Here is a 20,807-nt window from a genome sequence, read left to right on the forward strand (position 1 = left end):
CTCCTAATTTATCATACTTGGCTTATTGATGCAATTACTGCTGCTGCTTAATCAAGAAAAATCACTTGACAGACTTATGAAAATGATTCATTGTTATAAGAGGTTATTTTGCAATTCAGTCGCGGTATGCTTTTATTCAATGTATAGGTATAGTAAAATATGCTATAATTCGTATTCAATTTACATTTGCTGGTTCTGAGGAGGTTAACAAATGTCCATCGAGATGAATACAAATGATGGCCAGGTCACGGTCACCAATGATGTCATGTCGACGATTGCCGGTGGTGCAGCTGTGGAATGCTACGGCATTGTCGGGATGGCATCGAAAAGTCAAATAAGAGATGGTATTGCTGAAGTGCTCAGAAAAGAGAACTTTTCAAAAGGTGTGATTGTCAGACAAGAAGACGATCATCTGCATATTGATATGTTTATTATTGTCAGTTATGGAACCAAAATATCGGAAGTGGCACATAATGTTCAATCACAGGTGAAATACACACTCAGTAAATCATTGGGTCTGGAGATTGATTCGGTAAACATCTATATTCAAGGTGTCCGGGTGGCCAGGGAATAATCGTGTCTCCGGACAGCATTCAGGTCTATTGCAGTTATGAGGGAGGAACGTATTGTGACGCAGGAATCCTTAGATGGCGCAATTTTCACTCAAATGGTACAGGCAAGTGCCCGCCATTTGAAAAATAACGCCGATAAGATAGATGCTTTAAATGTGTTTCCGGTGCCTGATGGAGATACCGGTACCAATATGAACTTATCCATTACATCTGGTGCGGATGAAGTCAAAAAATTGGGGAGCGGGGATATTGCCGAAGTGGCTGACGCGTTTTCCAAAGGGCTTCTGATGGGAGCGCGCGGGAATTCGGGTGTGATTTTATCCCAATTGTTCCGCGGATTTGCCAAGGGGCTGGATAATCAGCAGCTTCTGACTTCAGAAGGATTGGCCAACGCATTGGATAGTGGTGTGAAAGCGGCCTATAAAGCTGTCATGAAACCTGTCGAAGGGACCATTTTGACGGTTGCTAAAGATGCAGCTGAAACAGCAGTTGTTGAATCAGAAACGGAAAAAGATATTACTGTCTTAATGGAGTGCGTTGTACAAGAAGCAAAAGCTTCCCTGAAGCGCACGCCAGAGTTGCTTCCTGTTCTTAAAGAAGCTGGTGTCGTTGACTCAGGCGGCCAGGGCCTGGTGACGATCTACGAAGGTTTTCTGGCAGCTCTTAATGGTGATGACGTACCAGAACAGAATGCCGATGATGTTAATATGGATGCCATAATTAATGCTGAGCATCACAAAATTGCGCAGGATATAATAAATACAGCGGACATTGAATATGGGTATTGCACTGAGTTTATGGTGCAATTTGATGCGGACAAGCTGAAAGAGCAGCCATTTAACGAGGAAGCTTTTCGGCAGGAGCTGAGCAAATATGGTGATTCGCTCTTGGTTGTTTCAGATGATGAACTTGCTAAAATACATATTCATGTTGAATATCCGGGCGAGGTTATGACGATAGGCCAGCGCTATGGTTCGTTAACACATATAAAGATCGATAATATGCGTGAACAGCATACGTCGATTGTCGGTGAGCAATTTAAACAGGAGCAGTCCGGGGAAAAGACTGCTTATGGGATTGTGACGGTAGCAACAGGATCCGGAATTAAAGAGTTGTTTGAAAGCCTTGGGGCAACAGTTGTGATCGAAGGCGGTCAGACGATGAATCCCAGCACTCAGGATATTGCTGAAGCGATCGATCGAGCAAATGCGCGAAATGTGCTTGTTTTGCCGAATAATAAAAATATCGTTATGGCGGCAGAACAAGCGGCTGAACTGGCAGAGGCTGCGACATCCGTTGTTCCGACAAAGACTATTCCCCAGGGGATCAGTGGTCTTCTAGCTTTTCATCCTGAGATGGCAATTGGCGATAATCACGACGCCATGGAAACTGCCAGTCGTGAAGTCAAAACGGGTCAGGTTACATACGCTGTCCGTGATACCCAGATTGACGGCATGACGATCGAAAAAGGTCATTTCATGGGAATTGCGGATGGCACTATCAAAGTGTCGAGTCCGGATAAGCAGCAGGTGGCTGAAGCACTGCTGGCAAACATGATAACGGACACCGATGACATTCTCACGATCTTACAGGGTGAGGATGCCAGCAGTGATGACGTTCAGGCAATTGCGCACTATGTGGAACAAAATTTTGATGAACTGGAAATCGAGACGCATAACGGTCAACAGCCCGTTTATTCGTTTATCTTTGCACTGGAATAACGGCTAAAAAAGACCTTCCCAGCTGTAAAATGCCCTTAATATAGGGTGCATTTTACTGCGGGGGAGGTCTTTTTAGATACCCGCTATTTTAATGACAAAATAGAATAGAAATAAAGCGGAAATAATAAGCAGACTGCCTGATAAGCTGCTTCGCTTACCAACCGCTGTTTTCACAATCGGGTAAGTGATAAAGCCAAATGCCATCCCGTCCGCAATGCTGTATGTGAACGGGATCATGACAGCAATAAATAATACAGGCAGCGCTTCTGATAAATCATGCAGCGGTATATTCCGAAGATTTTGCGCCATTAGTACGCCCACGATAATCAGGACGGGGCTGATGGCGGTGTCAGGTATCATCGTGATCCACGGAATCATAAAAAGTGTTGCGAGAAACAGCAAGCCTGTTATCACCGCTGTTTTTCCTGTCTTTCCGCCGGAAGCAATCACCGCGGCGTTCTCTGCTGTCGACACAGTCGGCGATGTGCCAAAGAACGCACACATTAGTGACGAAAAGGCTGTTACCTGAAAAGCCCGATTGTAGCTGTTCTGTCGGTTAAGCATATGGAGCTGGCCGTGCAAAATCCCCATGTTTTCAAAAATAAGGACAATTGTCAGCGGAAAAACAGACAGCCAAAAATCAGGCTCGTTCAGTGCGGAAAATGACGGGAAAAATAACAGCTCATTCATATGAATGTCAACGGATTGCTGTGCTGTGTTCATCACACCTGCTATGTAAGCGATGATTGTGCCGGCGATAATGGTTACCAGAAAATTCGCTGGTATATTTTTCATGAATAAAAAAACCGCGATAAATAAGGTTAAAAGCCCAACAATCACTTCCGGTGAAGAAAAGTCGCCGATGGTAATGATCGTCTCTTTGCCGCTTACAATAAGCCCGCTTTTTTCCAGACCAATCAGTATCAGAAAAAAACCAATCCCGACCGTAATCGCATGTTTTAAAGATTCGGGAATCGTCTCTTTTAAAATAGCACCCAGAGGTGTCAGAGCGACAAAGATAAATAACACTGAAGCAACTAGAATAACTGCCAGCCCTTCATGAAAGGAAAGGCTCGTGCTTTCTACGATAGAAAAGACAAACAGAGCATTAATACCCATACCTGGAATCAGGATGAGTGGGAGTTTAGCAAACAGCCCCATTAGGATACACCCAGCAAAGCTAGCCAAAATCGTAGCAATCATTCCGCTTTCCAGTGTCAATCCTGCTTCGCTCAGCATGGCCCCATTGACCATGACAATGTAGACTGTTGTAAAATAGCCGATCAGCCCGGCGGTCAGTTCCGAGCGCCATTTTCCTTTCTGATCCTGTGATAACGAATTGTTTTGCTTAGACATCTATATCCTCTACTGTTACGAGCCCTCTCCCACCCGATCGCACATTTAATAAATGCACCATCCACCGTGAATATTATAAGCGTTTTTGTTATAATTAGCAAAGAAGGTACATATATACAGCGTGCTGAGAATTATGGAACATCGCTGGATCTTTATATGCCAGTATGAGCTGATCCAGCGAACACAGTGAATAATACGTATGAATGCCCGTTTGAAAAGAGTGAGGAATATGCTAAGTGATCCCGTAACAGTTCTAAAGGGTGTCGGAGAAAAAGCATCTGCTGATCTTGGCGAAATAGGTATCAGCACCGTGGAAGATTTGCTGTTTTATTTTCCCTACCGCTATGATGTCACCGAAATTAAACCGCTCAGCGAACTCATTCATGATGATAAAGTGACCATTGAGGGCAAGGTTATTTACCCGCCTTCCGTTCAATTTTATGGCCCGAAAAAATCCCGTCTGTCATTTAATGTCGACGTGGAAGGGGTGGCAGTGAAAGCGGTCATGTTCAATCGTTCATTTGCCAAAAACCAATTGAATTCGGGTGACACGGTGACGTTAACTGGCAAATGGGATGCCCACCGGCTGCAGATAACTGTCAGTCATTACAAAAAAGGGCCGGCTGACCAGCAAAATACGATTCAGCCAGTATATTCCCTGAAAGGCAATTTAACGAATGGTGTGCTCAAAAAAGCTATCAGCAGCGCACTCACATCTGATCAGCAAACCATTACGGAATTGCTGCCAGTCCGTTACCTGGAAGGCTATAAGCTGCCTGATCGGCCTCAAGCTGTTGCCACGATGCATTTCCCTGAAAGCCGTGTAGACTTGAAGCATGCCCGCAGGCGATTCACTTATGAAGAATTTTTATTGTTTCAGCTTAAGATGCAACTGCTCCGTAAGCTGAAACGGGAATCGAGTTCAGGGAACGCGCAGCATTTCGAGCAGGCCACCCTGAAACAGTTTATCAGTCAGTTCCCGTTTTCGTTTACTGATGCCCAGAATAAAGCATTAAAGCAAATTTTAGCTGATATGAAATCGCCCTACTGCATGAACCGGCTGCTGCAGGGTGACGTCGGTTCAGGCAAAACAGCTGTCGCTGAAGTATGTCTTTATGCTTCCATTACTGCTGGTAAACAGGGGGCATTGCTCGTTCCAACAGAAATATTAGCCGAACAGCACTTTCAATCGCTCCAGGAAACATTTGACGACAAGGCTTCTGTTGCCTTGTTAACTGGATCTGTAAAGGGAAAAAAGAGACAGGAAATACTTACTGGAATAGCACGTCAGGAAATAGACATTGTGGTTGGCACACATGCTTTGATTCAGGATGATGTTACCTTTTATGATCTGGGTTTTGCAATTGTGGATGAGCAACACCGTTTCGGAGTCCGGCAGCGCCGTGCCTTACGGGAAAAGGCGCTGAATCCGGATGTCTTATTTATGACTGCTACACCAATACCGCGGACGCTTGCGATAACAGCATTTGGAGATATGGATGTCTCCGTTATTGATGAAATGCCTTCAGGCCGAAAGACGATTGAAACATACTGGGCTAAAGAAAACACGCTGGACCGTGTTCTCACGTTTATTGGAAAGCGTGCTGAGCAGGGTGAACAGGCCTATGTCGTCTGTCCGCTGATTGAGGAATCAGACAAGCTGGACATTCAAAATGCGGTTGATTTGTATCAGCAGCTGGCGACATTTTATTCGGGGGCGCTGACAGTCGGGCTGCTGCATGGACGGCTTTCGCCCGACGAAAAAGACAGCATTATGAAGCAATTTGCCGCTGGTAATGTGGACGTTCTTGTTTCAACAACGGTTGTGGAAGTTGGTGTTAATGTCACTGCCGCAACCACTATGGTGATTTATGATGCTGAACGATTTGGCCTTTCCCAGCTCCATCAGCTCAGGGGACGTGTAGGCCGCGGTGATAAGCAAAGTTACTGCATTCTGCTTGCAGATCCAAAAGGCGAAACTGGGAGAGAGCGGATGCGGATTATGACAGAAACAAATAACGGTTTTGAGTTATCGGAGCGGGATTTAAAACTGCGCGGCCCCGGTGATTTTTTTGGAAAAAAACAAAGCGGCCTTCCGGCGTTTAAAGTAGCCGATATGATCCATGACTATCGGGCACTGGAAACGGCGCGCAAGGACGCAGAAGAAATTATTGAAAATGGCATGCTTGAGCATGATCCGGAATGCCGGCAATTGCAGCAGTATTTGGAACAAGAAGCTGTGTTTCAGGAAAAATTAGATTAAAGATTCTGGTCATTTAACCGATAATAGTAGCGATGACTTGCATAGATATAAGCGGTATTATATATTACTATTAGTACCAAGTCATAGGATGCCATGTATTCGAGCAATCATTAACAGGAAAAGCATGGTGGCGCCACTTGACTGGACAACTATCTGGTTTTTCCTATTTGGACGGTGCTGTAAATGAAAATCAGTAAGATAGAACGACAGCGATTGTTAAAAGAAACCATTGAAGCAACCCCATTTATAACGGATGAGGATTTGGCGGAAAAGTTTGCTGTAAGCATACAGACTATCAGACTTGACCGGATGGGGCTTGCGATTCCTGAACTTCGCGAGCGAATTAAATCTGTCGCTGCGGATGAGTGGAATGAAACGGTGAAAGCTTTACCGTTGAATGAAGTCATTGGCGAAATTATTGACCTTGAGTTAGATAACCGTGCCATTTCTATTTTGGATATTAAAGAGGAACACGCCTTTTCCCGCAATAAAATCGCGCGTGGTCATCATTTGTTTGCCCAAGCCAATTCATTGGCCGTTGCTGTCATTAATGATGAACTGGCACTAACAGCTAAGTCAGAAATTAAGTTCACCAGACAGGTGAAAACAGGTGAACGGGTTGTTGCAAAGGCCTTTGTTGATGATTTGGCTGATAAAGGTTTAACAACCATACAGGTGAACAGTTTTGTGGATAGTGAAAAAGTGTTCACCGGTTTATTTCATATGTATCGTACCAGCGATACAGAAGGGGATATTGGATATGAGGATAACCATTGACGCTATGGGAGGCGACAACGCACCCGAAGCCGTTGTGAAAGGTGCGGAAAAGGCAGTAGCTGCTACAGATAATCTGCAGATAACGCTTTTCGGCGATGAAGAAAAAATCAAGCCGTATTTGTCAGATTCCCGGCAAATCGACATAGTTCATACAGATGAGGTTATTACGGCTGATGATGAGCCAGTACGGGCTGTGAAGAACAAAAAAAATGCCCCGCTTGTGCTGATGGCAAAGGAAGTCAAAGAAAACCGGGCTGATGCATGCATTTCGGCGGGGAATACTGGTGCCCTGATGAGTTCCGGTTTATTTGTTGTGGGACGAATCCGCGGCATTGACCGTCCGGCTTTAAGTCCAACACTTCCGACTAATGACGGGAAAGGCTTCTTGCTTTTGGATGTTGGTGCAAATGTTGATGCTAAGCCGCATAATCTTGTACAATATGCCATTATGGGCTCGGTCTATACAGAGAAAGTTCGAGCTGTTTCAAATCCAGCCGTTGGGCTCTTGAATATAGGTACAGAGGACGGAAAAGGCAACGATTTGACACGCAAGGCTTTTAACCAGCTGCAGAATGCTCCCATAAATTTTATCGGGAATGTGGAAGCCCGTGATCTTTTATCCGGTGTCGCTGATGTAGTTGTCACGGATGGCTTCAGCGGCAATATTGCGCTGAAAACGATTGAAGGAACGGCTATGACCGTGTTGTCACTCTTGAAGCAGACATTCAAGTCATCGCTTAAGACTAAACTGGCAGCAAGTATGGTTCAAAATGATTTAAAAGGCCTTAAAAGTCAAATGGATTATTCAGAATATGGTGGAGCGGGCTTGTTTGGTCTTGCCTCACCTGTTATTAAAGCACACGGATCATCGGACAGCCGTGCCTTTTTTAACGCGATTCAACAGGCTGTCAATATGGTGGAAAACAATGTGTCTGATACAATTAAAACGACCGTTGAATCGATTGAATGGGATAAGGGGGAATAGACATGAAACGTGTTGCACTTTTATTTCCAGGACAGGGCTCCCAGACGGTGGGCATGGGAAAACAGCTATATGATGCCTATCCAGCCGTACAGGAACTTTTTCAAGAAGCTGATAAACTCCTGGGCAAAAAGTTAACTGATCTGATGTTTGAAGGGCCTGCTGAAGAATTGACTGACACAGAGAACGCCCAGCCAGCCCTGCTCTTATCAGGGATAGCTGTTTACCGTACTCTGATAGATCACAATGTTCAGCCGGTTATTGCTGCTGGACACAGTCTGGGAGAATACAGCGCACTTGTTGCAGCTGGAGCCATGTCACTTGAAGAAGCACTGCCGCTTGTTGCCGCACGAGGGAAGCTGATGGAAGAGGCCTTTCCAAAAGGACAAGGCTCCATGGCTGCCGTTCTGGGCATGTCGCAGGAAGCAATTGAGGCGGCATTGAATCAGCTGGACTCTGACAAGACAGTTGATCTGGCTAATTTAAACTGCCCGGGTCAGATTGTCATCTCCGGATCTAAAGAAGGCATTGAGGAAGCTGAGCCGCTGCTGAAGGAAAATGGTGCTAAACGGATCAAGCCGCTGAATGTAAGCGGGCCATTTCATTCCAGGCTGATGAAATCGGCTAACGACCAATTTGCTAAAGAATTGGAAAAGGTTGATTTTCATGATGCCAGTATACCGGTTTATGCCAATGTGACGGCGAAACCTGTCACAGAAAAGGATACCGTAAAAGATTTGCTGCTCAGGCAGATGTACTCACCGGTCCGTTTTGAGGAATCGGTTCGTCATATGCTTGACGAAGGAATCGATGCTTTTGTTGAAGCCGGGACCGGAAAAGTCTTGAGCGGCTTAGTCCGGAAAATTGACCGTCAGGCGAAAACATTTGCCGTTCAGGATCCGGACTCATTGGAGCAGTTCTTAACATGGTACAGGGAGGAATCCTGATGCTGAATGGAAAAAGTGCCCTCGTAACAGGTGCTTCGCGCGGTATTGGCCGGGAAATCGCTCTGGAACTGGCACGGCAAGGGGCGAATGTAGCGATTAATTATTCAGGCAGCGAAGACCGTGCACAATCAGTGGTTGAAGAGGTTGAGGCATTAGGTGTAAAATCGTGTAAGATTCAGGCTGATGTGGCTTCTGAACAAGAAACTAAAGCCATGGTGAAGGAAGTCGTTAATGCATTTGGAAGTCTGGATATCCTGGTAAACAATGCCGGCATTAACCGGGATAATTTGTTAATGCGCATGAAGGAAGACGAATTTGATCAGGTTATTAATACGAATTTGAAAGGTGTCTTTCAGTGCACGAAAGCCGTATCACGCCAGATGATGAAACAAAAAGCCGGACGGATCGTTAATGTCTCCTCGGTTGTTGGCGTGAGCGGTAATGCCGGACAAGCCAATTATACAGCCGCTAAAGCGGGTGTCATCGGCTTGACGAAAACGACTGCTAAGGAATTTGCTTCCCGCAATATCCGTGTTAATGCGGTTGCACCTGGCTTCATTTCAACGGAGATGACAGATGCCTTGACGGACGAACAAAAAGATGGGATGCTGTCGCTGATACCGCTGGAAAAACTGGGAGAACCGGAAGACGTGGCACGTACGGTTCGTTTTTTGGCATCTGATGACGCGAACTATATTACGGGTCAGACCATCCATATTGATGGCGGCATGGTAATGTAACATTAGCAGTCGAGCCCGTATGAATTTTTATTAATTGAAAGGAGGTGAACAAACCGTGGCAGACGATGTATTTGCTAAAGTAAAAAATATTATTGTTGATAAATTGGAAGTTGAAGAATCACAAGTGACGATGGAAGCATCTTTTAAAGAGGATCTAGAAGCTGATTCACTTGATGTGGTTGAACTTGTTATGGAACTTGAAGATGAATTTGACATTGAAATCGCTGACGAAGAAGCTGAAAAGATCAATACAGTTGGTGCGGCTGTCGAATACATAAACAGCAGCCAATCATAACGATAGCATTCAAATGAAGTCCCGCACGATGCGGGACTTCTGTTATTTACAACCTTGTACATCTTCAGTACAATGATGCTAACCTTCATACTAAGTGGTGAGAATCGAAATGAATCTGTTACAATTGGAAAAACAGCTGGGTATAACGTTTAACGATCAAGAACTGCTGCGACAAGCCTTCACACATTCATCTTATGTGAATGAGCATCGGAAGGAAGCCATATCGGATAATGAACGTCTGGAATTTCTGGGCGATGCTGTCCTGGAATTGGGTGTTTCCCAATATCTATACAGACAAAAAGACCAATTGCCTGAAGGGGATTTGACGAAATGGCGCGCTTCGATTGTGTGTGAAGCGTCCCTGTTTGAGTTCTCCAGGAACCTCCATTTTGGTGATTATCTTCTGCTCGGGCGGGGCGAAGAACAGTCAGGGGGCCGTGAGCGAGAAGCCATATTGGCAGACGTGTTTGAGGCCTTTCTTGGTGCCCTGTATTTAGACCAGGGTTATGACGCGGTTATCACGTTTTTGGAACACTATGTTTATCCGAAAATAAACACCGGTGCTTTTTCACATGCGATGGATTATAAGAGCAAGCTGCAGGAAGAAATTCAGCAGGAAGGAAATCACAGTATTGCGTATGTCATTGCTGATGAGAAAGGCCCGTCCCACGATAAGGAATTTGTGGCTCAGGTATTAATTGATAATGCCGTCTCAGGTGAGGGAGCAGGTCACACCAAAAAAGAGGCCGAACAGCGTGCTGCTAAAGACACACTGGACACATCAGACAGCAGATGATGATGCATAAAGGCTGTATGCTTATACTCTGAGCACCAGCCTTTTATTATGGTTTAACCAGAATGCTTGTTAAAAATTACGCTTTCCTGACCGCCCGAAGTTCCGTAATGAATGCTTGTGTCTCAGAAGGGCTTAGAGAGCCTTTTTGTTTCACCATATCATACATAAACTTAATATCCTCATATTTATCCAGATCATAGTCATCGGCTTCCATTAATTCACGATTGACGACGTCTAATTGATCAGCCAGTTCATTCAGAATATGCTTCAAATTTTCCCGCGTCGGATTTTCCAGGTTCATGTGAACACTCCTTTAAAGGGCTTTGCATTGCTTATAGTGTCAGCTGTGCCTTCTATTGTCCTTTTCTATATGATAAAATAAACACGTTAAAATGCCAACCCAAGAACGCGAAATGCTGCACAAACGTAAGCGAAACTAGGAGAATAGCTATGTATTTGAAACGATTGGAAAGTGTGGGCTTTAAATCATTTGCAGAACGGATCAGCGTTGATTTTGTTCCTGGTATGACCTCTGTGGTTGGCCCAAATGGAAGCGGAAAGAGTAATATAACCGAAGCGATTAGATGGGTGCTGGGGGAGCAGTCAGCCCGGTCCTTACGAGGGACCACAATGGAAGATGTTATTTTTCAGGGCAGTGATACAAGGCGGGCTCTTAATGTTGCTGAAGTAACACTTGTCTTGGACAATAGTGATAAAACATTGCCGCTTGATTATGAAGAAGTGAGTGTTACCAGACGCGTCTATCGTTCTGGGGAGAGTGAGTTTTATCTTAATAAGCAATCCTGTCGTTTAAAAGATATTGTTGATTTATTTATAGATTCCGGGCTTGGTCGTGAATCCTTTTCAATCATCAGTCAGGGAAGGGTTGAAGAGATACTCAGCTCGAAAGCTGACGAACGGCGCGCTATTTTTGAAGAGGCTGCCGGTGTTTTAAAGTACAAGCAGCGTAAGAAAAAAGCGGAATATAAATTAGCCGAAACGCAGGAAAATCTGTATCGTGTGGAAGATATTATTCAGGAAATTGACCAACAGATCGGACCACTGAAAGAACAGGCGGAAACAGCCCGGAAATACTTAGATAAACAAGAACAATTGAAGCAGCAGGAAATTTCCCTGCTCGTAACAGAAATTGAACAGCTCCATGGTGAGTGGCAGGGTCTTTTGGATGAATTGAAAAAAGAAAAAGATGACGAATTGAAACAGAATACGGCTATTCAGACAAAAGAGGCTGAACTTGAACAGGAGCGGCAGGAACTCCAGAAACTCGATGAAACAATCGAACAGTATCAGGCGGATTTGTTAACTGCAACGGAAAACCTGGAGCAATATGAAGGAAAAAAGCAAGTATTCGATGAACGGACAAAGCACTTAAGTGAAAACCTTGATAAGCTCACCGCACAAAAACAAGAAGCATCTGAGCAGGTTGACAAACTCGAATATGAATACAAACAGGAAAATGAAAAATTCGCCTCGCTAAAACAAACACGCGACGATACAAAACAGCGGGTAACGCAACTGGAGTCAAAACTGTCGATTGACAGGGAAAATATCAGCGGACAAATTGAGGAACTGAAAGCAGATTATATCGAGAACTTAAATGAGCAGGCTGCCAAACGCAATGAAAAACAATCAATCCAGGAACAACTGAACCAGGTTGATGGGAAGAAAAAGAAACAAGCGGAGACATTTGCAGACTTGCTGGCAGACCGGGAAGATTTTAGCGCGAAATTGGAAAAGCTGCGAGCGGATTATTCTGAACAGGAAAAAACATGTCAGGCCCTATCGGAATCATTGCAGCAGGAGAAAAACCAGCTGGCACAGAAACGTCAAGCTTTTCAGGAAGCGCAGTCGAAACTGAACCAGGGTTATCAGCATATTGAAAAGCTGAAGTCCAAACAGGAAATGCTTACAGACATGAAGGAAGACTTTCAAGGCTTTTTCAACGGTGTTAAAGCTGTTCTCCAAGCACGCGAGGATGGGAAACTATCCGGTGTCCAGGGTGCCATGATTGAGCTGATTGACATTCCCAAAACCTATATCACAGCGATTGAAACCGTCTTGGGGTCACAAGCCCAGCATGTCGTTGTCAGCGATGACCAGACAGCGCGCCGTTCCATTGAATGGCTGAAAGAAACAAATAGCGGCCGGGCAACTTTCTTGCCGCTCAATTCCATCAAGGAACGCTTTGTATCACGTGAGATGCTTGCGAATGCAGAAAATCAGTCCGGTTTCATTGGGGTAGCCAGCGATCTTGTAACTGTCTCATCAGCATTTCAGAAAGCGGTCAGCCACTTAATGGGCCATGTGCTGGTCGCCAGGACGCTAAAAGATGCCAATGAACTGGCTGGTGCTGTTAAGCGGAAACACCGGGTTGTGACATTGGAAGGGGATGTTGTTAACCCAGGAGGTTCCATGTCCGGCGGTGCCCAGAAGAAATCAAAACAATCGTTATTCACGAGAGAAAAAGACCTGCAGGACGTGACCGAAAAACTTCAGGATTATCAGCAAAGAACACAGGAATTTCAACAGCAGGTTGATCAGCAAAAGCAGGAGATAAGTCAGCTGGAAGAAGCCATTACGGCAAAAGAAAGTCAGCTGAACCAAGAGCAGGAAAACTTGCAGGCACGTCATGCGGCATTTAAAGAAGCAGAGATGAAGCTTGCTTCACTGAACGATAATTTAGAGCGTTATGATCAGGATAATCAGCAGTTTGAGCAAGATACGAACGATCTGAAAGCCCGTGACGAACAGCTCGCACAAGAACTTGCCGCGATTTCCGGCAAGCTGGAAGAAACCCAGCAGAAGATAGATAAGCTGTCGGAAGAGGAGTCAGCTTATCAGGAGAATCTGGAGCAATTAAAGGATGACTACCAAAAGGCGCAAGTCACGCTTGCTGAACAGGAAGAACGTTTAAAAAACCAGCGTAACAAGACAAACGACGTGCAATCACAGTTAAATGACGCCAGGGAGCAGTACGAACGTTATAAAAAAGATTTGGATGACCTGCAGACGGCTGAGAAATCGAAAGAGACTGAGGACGATATCGACGCAGCGATTTCTGAAGCGAAGGCGCATAAAGAAACAATCACTGAAACAATTCAAACCATGCGTTCGGATCGTTCTCAGCGCACGCAGCGTTTGCAGGAGCAGGACCGCGAACTTAAAGAGGAAACGAAGCAGCATCAGGCGTTTAAAGAGTTGATTCAGGAAAAAGATGTTAAGGCTAATCGTCTTGACGTTGAACTGGAAAACCGTCTGTCTAAGCTGCAGAATGATTATACGATGACGTTTGAAAAGGCCAGACAGTCCTATGATAAAACAGACAATATCGAAGAAACACAAAATATGGTCGCATCTATTCAGCAGGCGATTGACCAGCTGGGGACGGTTAATTTAGGCGCCATTGATGAATATGATCGCATATCTGAACGCTATGACTTTTTATCCGGTCAGCAAAGTGATCTTGTAGAGGCTAAACAGACACTGCATACTGTCATTGCGGAAATGGATGCGGAAATGGAAAAACGTTTTAGTGACACGTTCGGACAAATCAAAACGGAATTCACTACTGTTTTCAAACAATTATTTGGCGGTGGAAAGGCAGAATTACAGCTGAGTGATCCTCAAAATTTGCTTGATACCGGGGTCGAGATTATTGCGCAGCCGCCTGGGAAAAAACTGCAGCATCTTGGACTGCTTTCCGGTGGTGAACGAGCGTTAACTGCGATTGCTTTATTGTTTGCTATATTGCGTGTTCGTCCCGTGCCATTTTGTGTATTGGACGAGGTGGAAGCGGCTCTTGACGAAGCGAATGTTGTCCGCTTTGCCAAATATTTAAAAACATATAGTCAGGATACGCAATTTATTATCATTACGCATCGTAAAGGAACAATGGAACAATCGGATGTCTTATATGGCGTCACAATGCAGGAATCAGGGGTGTCACGTCTCGTTTCCGTCAGGCTGGAAGAGACAGAAGAGCTTATCAATGCGTAGGAGGTAACGGCTGCATGGGATTCATGGATAAATTAAAAAATAAATTTAAACAAAAAGAAAATAATCCGGAAACAGAGGATGTTTCTCAAAAATATAAAGAAGGTATGGAAAAAACCCGCAATTCATTTTCCAGTAAGATTAATGATCTGGTTGCCCGCTACCGGAAAGTCGATGAAGACTTTTTTGAAGAGCTGGAAGAAGTGCTGATTACAGCAGATGTTGGCATTAATACTGTCATGGAACTTGTCGAGGAATTGAAAATGGAAGTGAAACGGCAAAATATCAAAGATACACGAGAGATGAAGGATGTCATTTCTGAAAAACTTGTGGAGATTTATTACGGTGATGATGATGAAACAGTTGAGAAACTGAACTTGCAGGAAGACGGCTTGTCTATTGTTCTTGTTGTTGGTGTGAATGGCGCTGGCAAAACGACGTCAATCGGCAAGCTGGCTTATCAGTTAAAACAGGAAGGCAAACATGTCTTATTGGCCGCCGGTGATACGTTCCGCGCTGGTGCGATTGAACAGCTGGATGCCTGGGGCGAAAAGACTGGTGTGGATGTTATTAAACAGCGTGAAGGCAGCGATCCGGCGGCCGTTATTTTTGATGGTATTAAAGCGGCGCGATCCCGCGAGGCTGATGTTTTAATTTGTGATACGGCAGGGCGGCTGCAGAACAAGGTGAATTTAATGAATGAACTGGCCAAAGTGAAGCGTGTTATTGAACGGGAAGTGCCTGATGCACCGCACGACGTATTGCTGACACTTGATGCTACAACAGGCCAGAATGCCTTGAGCCAGGCAAAAACATTTTCTGAAGCCACGGATGTTTCAGGTATTATACTGACGAAATTGGATGGAACTGCTAAAGGTGGTATCGTGCTGGCCATCCGCAATGAACTTAATATTCCTGTCAAATTTGCCGGTTTAGGTGAAAAAGTTGATGACCTTCAAGCATTTGATGCACATGCCTTTGTCTATGGTTTGTTTGCAGATCTGCTTGAAGATGAGACGGAATGATGGTAAACTCTTGTAAAGAGGTTTCACTTAACAACGCAAGGAATTTGTGCTTAAAGGGGTGAATGGCTTGCTGGAAAAAACAACGCGCATTAATTACTTATTTGATTTTTATGAACCGCTCCTGACCCCTAAACAGCGTCAATATATGGATTTGTATTATCGTGAAGACTATTCGCTCGGTGAAATTTCTGAATTGCTGCAGGTCTCGCGTCAAGCGGTTTATGATAATATACGGCGGACCGAAAGCATGCTTGAATCCTATGAGGAAAAACTGATGCTTTATGATCGTTTTCAAAAACGCATGGTCATTTTAGACCAAATGGATGAGCAAGCGGAAAATCAAGATTTCAGGATCTTCATCAGTCAATTAAAAGAATTAGAGTAGGGGGAACCTTAATGGCATTTGAAGGATTGGCCGATCGTTTACAAAGTACGATGAAAAAGATAACCGGCAAAGGTAAGGTTTCCGAGCAGGACGTTAAGGATATGACACGGGAAGTGCGTCTGGCTCTCTTGGAAGCAGATGTTAATTTTAAAGTTGTTAAAGATTTGGTGAAACGGATAAAAGAACGCGCCGTTGGACAGGAAGTCATGGAAAGTCTGACACCCGGCCAGCAGGTTATTAAAGTCGTCAGGGAGGAATTAACCGAGCTGATGGGCGGTGAACAGAGCACGGTAGCCGTTGCTGATAACCCGCCTACTGTTATTATGATGGTTGGGCTGCAAGGTGCCGGCAAAACGACAACGGGCGGCAAACTTGCCAATTACCTGCGAAAAAAACATAACCGTTCACCGCTTCTCGCAGCCGCTGACGTTTACCGGCCGGCAGCGGTTGATCAGCTGGAGACGGTCGGCGAACAGCTTGATATACCTGTCTTTTCAAAAGGAACAAATGCTGATCCGGTGGCTATCGCTCGCGAAGCTGTTGAGCAGGCAAAAGCAGAGCATAACGATTACGTCATCATTGATACGGCAGGACGGCTCCATGTTGATGAGGACCTGATGGCTGAATTGGAACAGATTAAAGCCGCTGTAACGCCGGATGAAACCTTTCTTGTTGTTGATTCCATGACAGGCCAGGATGCTGTTAATGTGGCAGAAAGTTTCAATGATCAATTAGCGGTCTCCGGTGTTGTTTTGACGAAACTGGACGGTGACACGCGCGGCGGTGCTGCTCTGTCCATAAGAGCCGTTACGGATACACCAATCAAATTTGCCGGCATGGGTGAGAAGCTGGATCAGCTGGAAGCGTTCCAGCCTGAAGGTATGGCCTCACGCATCCTTGGAATGGGCGATGTCCTGAGCTTGATTGAAAAGGCCGAAACAAATGTGAATGAAAAGCAGGCTAAAGAACTCGAAGAAAAAATGCGTACAGCCTCCTTCACATTTGATGATTTCCTGGAGCAAATGGATCAAGTTAAGAAAATGGGACCGCTGGATGATCTGATGAATATGATCCCTGGTGCAAATAAAATGAAGGGCTTGAAAAATGCCCAGATTGATGAGAGCCAGCTTGTGTATATCGAAGCAATTATCCAGTCTATGACCAAAGATGAACGTCAGGATCCGTCTATTATGAACGCAGGCCGAAAAAAACGGATTGCCAAAGGGTCTGGAACGTCTGTATCTCAGGTGAACAGGCTGCTGAAACAGTTTAATGAAATGAAAAAAATGATGAAACAAATGACTGGCACACAAAAAGGGAAGAAAGGCAAAGGTATGAATCTGCCTTTTATGTAGTTCTGAAGCGGCGCTGCTCAGACTGCTGGCCAGCTGGTTCAAAAAATGATTAATCTGTAATGGATAAACACTTTACAGATGTAAGGTGATCTGTTAGAATCTAAAATTGTGAAACAAACATAACGGAGGTGACATTATGGCAGTTAAAATTCGTATGAAACGTATGGGTTCAAAGCGTAATCCATTTTATCGAATTGTTGTAGCTGATTCACGTTCACCAAGAGATGGACGTTTTATTGAACAAATTGGAACATACAATCCAGTTGTCAATCCAACTGAAGTTAAAATCGATGAGGACAAAGCGATGAACTGGATGACAAATGGTGCAAAACCGAGCGACACGGTCCGTAATCTTTTCTCAAAACAAGGCATCATGAAAAAATTTCACGAGCAAAAGAATTAAGTGTTAAGTGATTGATAATCATGACCGGCCTTATTGAATCGATTGTGATACCCCTTGTCGATCATCCAGAGGCTATTGCTGTGACTGAAATGCAGGAAGACACTAAAATTGTGTACCATTTGACTGTCCATGAGAGCGATGCCGGGAAGGTGATCGGCAAAAACGGACGGGTTGCTAAATCAATTCGTACACTGGTCTATGCTGCCAGACCTAAAGCAGAAAAGCGTATTCATTTGGATATTATGTAAAGGGAGAGGCCCGCCTTTCCCTTTTTTAAAACAAATATATGGAACTATTCCAGTCCGGACACGTTTAATGAGAGCGGGGATCCCACATGCAAATTATTAAAAAGGTCCAGGTTAAACAAATTATTACCGAAAAAAGCAAGGCTAAATTGCGGAATAATTTCTATGATCAGAAAATGCGGCTTGAACAAGAATGTCAACAACTTAAGTTTGAACAGCGTAAACAGGAAAATAAGCATACAATGTCCAAACAGGAGCTGTCGCAACGATTTCAAAAAGAGATCGAAAAACGCCAGGAAAAAATGGAGTCGGTTGATTTTAAATCAGAACAACTGGCGATTCTGGAAATGGGCAGTGAAATAACCGAAAAAGAAGTTGATGCGCTTGTTGAAGTCGATGTTGGATCGCACTGGGACGATGTGATGAAAGCCGCGGTTATTGTCATTGAAGACGATGTCGTTGTCCGGATTGAAAATAGCAGGTGATGACATGACAGAACTGTTTAATGCAGGACAAATTGTGAATACACATGGTATCAAAGGCGAGGTGAAAGTACAGCGCATCACTGATTTTCCGGAGCGTTTTGCTTACGGCAATGAGCTGCTTGTGGAGCTTGAAAATGGCACTAAACAAACGTTCACCATCGATGGCTACCGTTCCCATAAGGGTTTTGATCTGCTGCACTTTGCTGGTTTTGACTCGATTAATGATGTCGAGCCATTTAAAGGGCTTTATTTAAAAGTCACAGGTGATCAGCTCACGGAATTGGAAGAAAATGCGTTTTATTATCATGAGATTATTGGCTGTGCTGTGTATCAGACGAACGGTGATTATCTCGGCGATATTAAGGAAATCCTTGCTCCAGGTGCTAATGATGTCTGGGTGATTGAACGAGCGAGTGGCCAGGACGCGCTTATTCCCTATATTGAAGATGTTGTTAAACAGGTTGATGTCTCATCTCGCCAGGTGGTCATTGAACCTATGGAAGGACTGCTGGATTAATGCATATTGATGTCTTAACTTTATTTCCCGAAATGATTGAAGGTGTCTTGAACGCTTCAATTTTAAAAAGAGCACAGGACAACGCTGCATTTAATTACAACCTCGTTAATTTTCGTGATTATTCGGCAAACAAGCATTCAAAAGTTGACGATTATCCATATGGCGGTGGCGCTGGCATGGTTTTAACCCCGCAGCCGGTGTTTGATACACTTGATGCGCTCACGAGCGGCGGGCAAACAAAACCTCGTGTGGTTTTACTGTCCCCCCAGGGTGAGCCTTATCAGCAGTCAAAAGCAGAGGAGCTGGCAGAAGAAGACCATTTGGTGCTGATTTGCGGCCATTACGAGGGGTATGATGAACGCATACGCGAGCACCTTGTTACCGATGAAATATCGATTGGTGATTATGTTTTAACCGGCGGTGAACTTGGGGCGATGGTCCTGATCGATAGTGTGGTCAGACTGCTTCCAGATGCACTGGGGAACAAAGAATCGGCGGCAGAAGATTCATTTTCATCGGGTTTGCTTGAACATCCGCATTATACACGCCCGGCTGACTTTCGCGGTATGAAAGTGCCGGAAGTGCTCTTATCAGGAGACCATGCCAAAATTGCTGAATGGCGCCGGGAAGCGTCACTGAAGCGAACGTATGAACGCCGGCCTGATATGCTTGTTAAGGAGAACTTAACGGAAAAGGATGGCGAATTACTGCGGAAAATCCAGCAAAATGAAGATTGAATTCGCATTTCCAATATGGTATAGTATCTATTGTGCTTACATTAGTTAGAAGCGAAAAAAACGATGTTCCGCTGTCCTTAGTGTGATATGAGCATTGGTTGGAAGGAGTGAAGCAGGATGCAAAGCATTATCGAAGAAGTGACGAAAGATCAGCTTCGTACCGATCATCCTGAATTCCGTGCAGGTGACACTGTCAAAGTTCACGTCAGGGTTGTTGAAGGCACGCGTGAACGTGTACAGGTATTTGAAGGTGTTGTCATCAAACGCCAAGGCGGCGGAATCAGTGAAACATTTACTGTGAGAAAGATTTCTTACGGTATCGGTGTCGAGCGTACATTCCCGCTGCATTCACCTCGCCTTGCGAAAATTGAAGTTTCCCGCCGTGGCCTTGTCCGCCGTGCGAAACTGTACTATCTTCGCAATCTGCGCGGAAAAGCAGCACGTATTAAAGAACGTCGCTAATCCGTCAGTTGAAATTGACTTTGTAAAGGGGCTTGGTGTATTCACGCAAGCCTCTTTTTACTTTTGTCAGGATGCCCGAAAGTCCCTGACAGGCATGAATCATATGACACTGTTCATATAACATTAATGAAGAGATATTAGTAGCAGGCGGTGGGAGTCTATGAAAAAATTAAAGGGCGAATGGCTTGACTTGCTTAAAACGTTATTGATCGTTCTGGGTGTATTTTTAATCATAAGAACCTTTCTTTTTCTCCCGATCGTTGTGGATGGGCCATCCATGAAGCCGACATTGCATAACGGGGATCAGATGGTTGTCAATCGATTTATTTACGATATACATGAACCTGATCGTTTTGATGTTGTTGTGTTTCACGCTTCAGAAAAAAAAGATTTTATTAAGCGGGTTATCGGTCTGCCTGGTGAACATATTACTGTTAAAGATGATCAATTATATGTTGACGGTGATGAAGTGGAAGAACCTTTTCTGCAGGAGCGAAAAGAGCATATGCCGTCTTATCAGACGCTGACGAATGATTTTGATTTAGAGCAGCTCCCTGGCGGCTATGAAACAATCCCTGATAACCATGTGCTTGTGCTGGGTGATAATCGGAACAATTCAACTGACAGCCGGATTTTGGGGCTTGTGTCGATGGATAAGATTATCGGAAAAGCCAGTTTGGTTTATTGGCCGCTAGATCGATTCCAATTAATACACGATTAGGGTGATTAT

General features: G+C 44.5%; 22 protein-coding genes. 20 read left to right on the plus strand and 2 right to left on the minus strand.

Annotated features, from left to right (window positions below):
* Positions 1 to 211: 211 nt before the first annotated feature.
* Complete coding sequence (locus ACZ444_RS06960; RefSeq protein ID WP_382357229.1) at positions 212 to 574, plus strand: Asp23/Gls24 family envelope stress response protein; 363 nt, start codon at positions 212 to 214, stop codon at positions 572 to 574.
* Positions 575 to 628: 54 nt separating this feature from the next.
* Positions 629 to 2,293, plus strand: a complete 1,665-nt coding sequence (locus tag ACZ444_RS06965; RefSeq protein WP_382357230.1) for a DAK2 domain-containing protein — start codon at positions 629 to 631, stop codon at positions 2,291 to 2,293.
* A 72-nt stretch (positions 2,294 to 2,365) separates the two neighbouring features.
* On the opposite strand, the gene ACZ444_RS06970 is transcribed toward ACZ444_RS06965, so the two are convergent.
* Entirely contained in the window at positions 2,366 to 3,649 is a 1,284-nt protein-coding gene (locus ACZ444_RS06970; RefSeq protein WP_382357231.1) for an NCS2 family permease, read from the minus strand.
* Between the two features lie 229 nt (positions 3,650 to 3,878).
* Here ACZ444_RS06970 and recG point away from each other — a divergent pair, with 229 nt between their 5' ends.
* The 7 genes from recG (at position 3,879) to rnc (ending at position 10,449) form a co-directional block, all read left to right on the plus strand.
* On the plus strand, positions 3,879 to 5,912 hold the full coding sequence (gene recG / locus ACZ444_RS06975; RefSeq protein WP_382357232.1) for an ATP-dependent DNA helicase RecG: 2,034 nt from the start codon (positions 3,879 to 3,881) through the stop codon (positions 5,910 to 5,912).
* A gap of 183 nt (positions 5,913 to 6,095) precedes the next feature.
* Positions 6,096 to 6,689 (plus strand): transcription factor FapR, encoded by a 594-nt coding sequence (gene fapR, locus ACZ444_RS06980; RefSeq protein ID WP_382357233.1) that lies wholly within the window; start codon positions 6,096 to 6,098, stop codon positions 6,687 to 6,689.
* On the plus strand, positions 6,673 to 7,674 hold the full coding sequence (gene plsX / locus ACZ444_RS06985) for a phosphate acyltransferase PlsX (RefSeq protein WP_464433761.1): 1,002 nt from the start codon (positions 6,673 to 6,675) through the stop codon (positions 7,672 to 7,674). The genes fapR and plsX overlap by 17 nt, the downstream gene beginning before the upstream one ends.
* Positions 7,675 to 7,676: 2 nt before the next feature.
* Complete coding sequence (fabD, locus tag ACZ444_RS06990; protein WP_382357235.1) at positions 7,677 to 8,618, plus strand: ACP S-malonyltransferase; 942 nt, start codon at positions 7,677 to 7,679, stop codon at positions 8,616 to 8,618.
* Positions 8,618 to 9,358 (plus strand): 3-oxoacyl-[acyl-carrier-protein] reductase, encoded by a 741-nt coding sequence (gene fabG / locus ACZ444_RS06995; protein WP_382357236.1) that lies wholly within the window; start codon positions 8,618 to 8,620, stop codon positions 9,356 to 9,358. The genes fabD and fabG overlap by 1 nt, the downstream gene beginning before the upstream one ends.
* A gap of 55 nt (positions 9,359 to 9,413) precedes the next feature.
* Positions 9,414 to 9,653 carry an acyl carrier protein gene (gene acpP, locus ACZ444_RS07000; protein WP_382357237.1) on the plus strand — a complete coding sequence of 80 codons (240 nt, stop codon included), beginning with the start codon at positions 9,414 to 9,416 and terminating at the stop codon, positions 9,651 to 9,653.
* Between the two features lie 109 nt (positions 9,654 to 9,762).
* Positions 9,763 to 10,449: a ribonuclease III gene (gene rnc, locus ACZ444_RS07005; protein WP_382357238.1), complete on the plus strand. Its 687-nt coding sequence runs from the start codon at positions 9,763 to 9,765 to the stop codon at positions 10,447 to 10,449.
* A gap of 76 nt (positions 10,450 to 10,525) precedes the next feature.
* Here the strand turns inward: rnc and ACZ444_RS07010 are convergent, their stop codons facing one another.
* A complete protein-coding gene (locus ACZ444_RS07010) occupies positions 10,526 to 10,750 on the minus strand; it encodes a DUF1128 domain-containing protein (RefSeq protein ID WP_382357239.1) in 225 nt (74 codons plus the stop codon).
* Between the two features lie 149 nt (positions 10,751 to 10,899).
* Between ACZ444_RS07010 and smc the strand changes: the two genes are divergently transcribed.
* The 11 genes from smc to lepB all read left to right on the plus strand — a co-directional run bounded on the left by smc (position 10,900) and on the right by lepB (position 20,798).
* Complete coding sequence (smc, locus tag ACZ444_RS07015; RefSeq protein WP_382357240.1) at positions 10,900 to 14,466, plus strand: chromosome segregation protein SMC; 3,567 nt, start codon at positions 10,900 to 10,902, stop codon at positions 14,464 to 14,466.
* A gap of 14 nt (positions 14,467 to 14,480) precedes the next feature.
* Entirely contained in the window at positions 14,481 to 15,488 is a 1,008-nt protein-coding gene (gene ftsY, locus ACZ444_RS07020) for a signal recognition particle-docking protein FtsY (protein ID WP_382357241.1), read from the plus strand.
* Between the two features lie 67 nt (positions 15,489 to 15,555).
* A complete protein-coding gene (locus ACZ444_RS07025; RefSeq protein ID WP_382357242.1) occupies positions 15,556 to 15,873 on the plus strand; it encodes a putative DNA-binding protein in 318 nt (105 codons plus the stop codon).
* Between the two features lie 11 nt (positions 15,874 to 15,884).
* A complete protein-coding gene (ffh, locus tag ACZ444_RS07030; protein ID WP_382357243.1) occupies positions 15,885 to 17,228 on the plus strand; it encodes a signal recognition particle protein in 1,344 nt (447 codons plus the stop codon).
* A 136-nt stretch (positions 17,229 to 17,364) separates the two neighbouring features.
* On the plus strand, positions 17,365 to 17,631 hold the full coding sequence (gene rpsP, locus ACZ444_RS07035; protein WP_382357244.1) for a 30S ribosomal protein S16: 267 nt from the start codon (positions 17,365 to 17,367) through the stop codon (positions 17,629 to 17,631).
* 20 nt (positions 17,632 to 17,651) lie between these two features.
* On the plus strand, positions 17,652 to 17,879 hold the full coding sequence (locus ACZ444_RS07040) for a KH domain-containing protein (RefSeq protein WP_382357366.1): 228 nt from the start codon (positions 17,652 to 17,654) through the stop codon (positions 17,877 to 17,879).
* 86 nt (positions 17,880 to 17,965) lie between these two features.
* Complete coding sequence (locus ACZ444_RS07045; RefSeq protein WP_382357245.1) at positions 17,966 to 18,361, plus strand: YlqD family protein; 396 nt, start codon at positions 17,966 to 17,968, stop codon at positions 18,359 to 18,361.
* Between the two features lie 4 nt (positions 18,362 to 18,365).
* Positions 18,366 to 18,878: a ribosome maturation factor RimM gene (rimM, locus tag ACZ444_RS07050; RefSeq protein ID WP_382357246.1), complete on the plus strand. Its 513-nt coding sequence runs from the start codon at positions 18,366 to 18,368 to the stop codon at positions 18,876 to 18,878.
* Positions 18,878 to 19,615, plus strand: coding sequence for a tRNA (guanosine(37)-N1)-methyltransferase TrmD (gene trmD / locus ACZ444_RS07055; protein ID WP_382357247.1), 738 nt, complete (start codon positions 18,878 to 18,880; stop codon positions 19,613 to 19,615). The genes rimM and trmD overlap by 1 nt, the downstream gene beginning before the upstream one ends.
* Positions 19,616 to 19,732: 117 nt before the next feature.
* Complete coding sequence (gene rplS, locus ACZ444_RS07060) at positions 19,733 to 20,077, plus strand: 50S ribosomal protein L19 (protein ID WP_382357248.1); 345 nt, start codon at positions 19,733 to 19,735, stop codon at positions 20,075 to 20,077.
* A 160-nt stretch (positions 20,078 to 20,237) separates the two neighbouring features.
* The gene (gene lepB / locus ACZ444_RS07065) at positions 20,238 to 20,798 is read left to right on the plus strand and encodes a signal peptidase I (protein WP_382357249.1); all 561 of its coding nucleotides are present in this window, start codon (positions 20,238 to 20,240) and stop codon (positions 20,796 to 20,798) included.
* Positions 20,799 to 20,807: the final 9 nt, after the last annotated feature.

This window comes from Lentibacillus kimchii (genome assembly GCF_055381965.1).

What these genes read in the sequence shown, in the direction of transcription:
- ACZ444_RS06960 (WP_382357229.1), top strand. Translation starts at nt 212, where the DNA reads ATGTCCATCGAGATGAATACAAATGATGGCCAGGTCACGGTCACCAAT.
- ACZ444_RS06970 (WP_382357231.1), bottom strand. Translation starts at nt 3,649, where the DNA reads ATGTCTAAGCAAAACAATTCGTTATCACAGGATCAGAAAGGAAAATGG.
- recG (WP_382357232.1), top strand. Translation starts at nt 3,879, where the DNA reads ATGCTAAGTGATCCCGTAACAGTTCTAAAGGGTGTCGGAGAAAAAGCA.
- fapR (WP_382357233.1), top strand. Translation starts at nt 6,096, where the DNA reads ATGAAAATCAGTAAGATAGAACGACAGCGATTGTTAAAAGAAACCATT.
- plsX (WP_464433761.1), top strand. Translation starts at nt 6,673, where the DNA reads ATGAGGATAACCATTGACGCTATGGGAGGCGACAACGCACCCGAAGCC.
- fabD (WP_382357235.1), top strand. Translation starts at nt 7,677, where the DNA reads ATGAAACGTGTTGCACTTTTATTTCCAGGACAGGGCTCCCAGACGGTG.
- fabG (WP_382357236.1), top strand. Translation starts at nt 8,618, where the DNA reads ATGCTGAATGGAAAAAGTGCCCTCGTAACAGGTGCTTCGCGCGGTATT.
- rnc (WP_382357238.1), top strand. Translation starts at nt 9,763, where the DNA reads ATGAATCTGTTACAATTGGAAAAACAGCTGGGTATAACGTTTAACGAT.
- ACZ444_RS07010 (WP_382357239.1), bottom strand. Translation starts at nt 10,750, where the DNA reads ATGAACCTGGAAAATCCGACGCGGGAAAATTTGAAGCATATTCTGAAT.
- smc (WP_382357240.1), top strand. Translation starts at nt 10,900, where the DNA reads ATGTATTTGAAACGATTGGAAAGTGTGGGCTTTAAATCATTTGCAGAA.
- ftsY (WP_382357241.1), top strand. Translation starts at nt 14,481, where the DNA reads ATGGGATTCATGGATAAATTAAAAAATAAATTTAAACAAAAAGAAAAT.
- ffh (WP_382357243.1), top strand. Translation starts at nt 15,885, where the DNA reads ATGGCATTTGAAGGATTGGCCGATCGTTTACAAAGTACGATGAAAAAG.
- rpsP (WP_382357244.1), top strand. Translation starts at nt 17,365, where the DNA reads ATGGCAGTTAAAATTCGTATGAAACGTATGGGTTCAAAGCGTAATCCA.
- ACZ444_RS07040 (WP_382357366.1), top strand. Translation starts at nt 17,652, where the DNA reads ATGACCGGCCTTATTGAATCGATTGTGATACCCCTTGTCGATCATCCA.
- ACZ444_RS07045 (WP_382357245.1), top strand. Translation starts at nt 17,966, where the DNA reads ATGCAAATTATTAAAAAGGTCCAGGTTAAACAAATTATTACCGAAAAA.
- rimM (WP_382357246.1), top strand. Translation starts at nt 18,366, where the DNA reads ATGACAGAACTGTTTAATGCAGGACAAATTGTGAATACACATGGTATC.
- trmD (WP_382357247.1), top strand. Translation starts at nt 18,878, where the DNA reads ATGCATATTGATGTCTTAACTTTATTTCCCGAAATGATTGAAGGTGTC.
- rplS (WP_382357248.1), top strand. Translation starts at nt 19,733, where the DNA reads ATGCAAAGCATTATCGAAGAAGTGACGAAAGATCAGCTTCGTACCGAT.
- lepB (WP_382357249.1), top strand. Translation starts at nt 20,238, where the DNA reads ATGAAAAAATTAAAGGGCGAATGGCTTGACTTGCTTAAAACGTTATTG.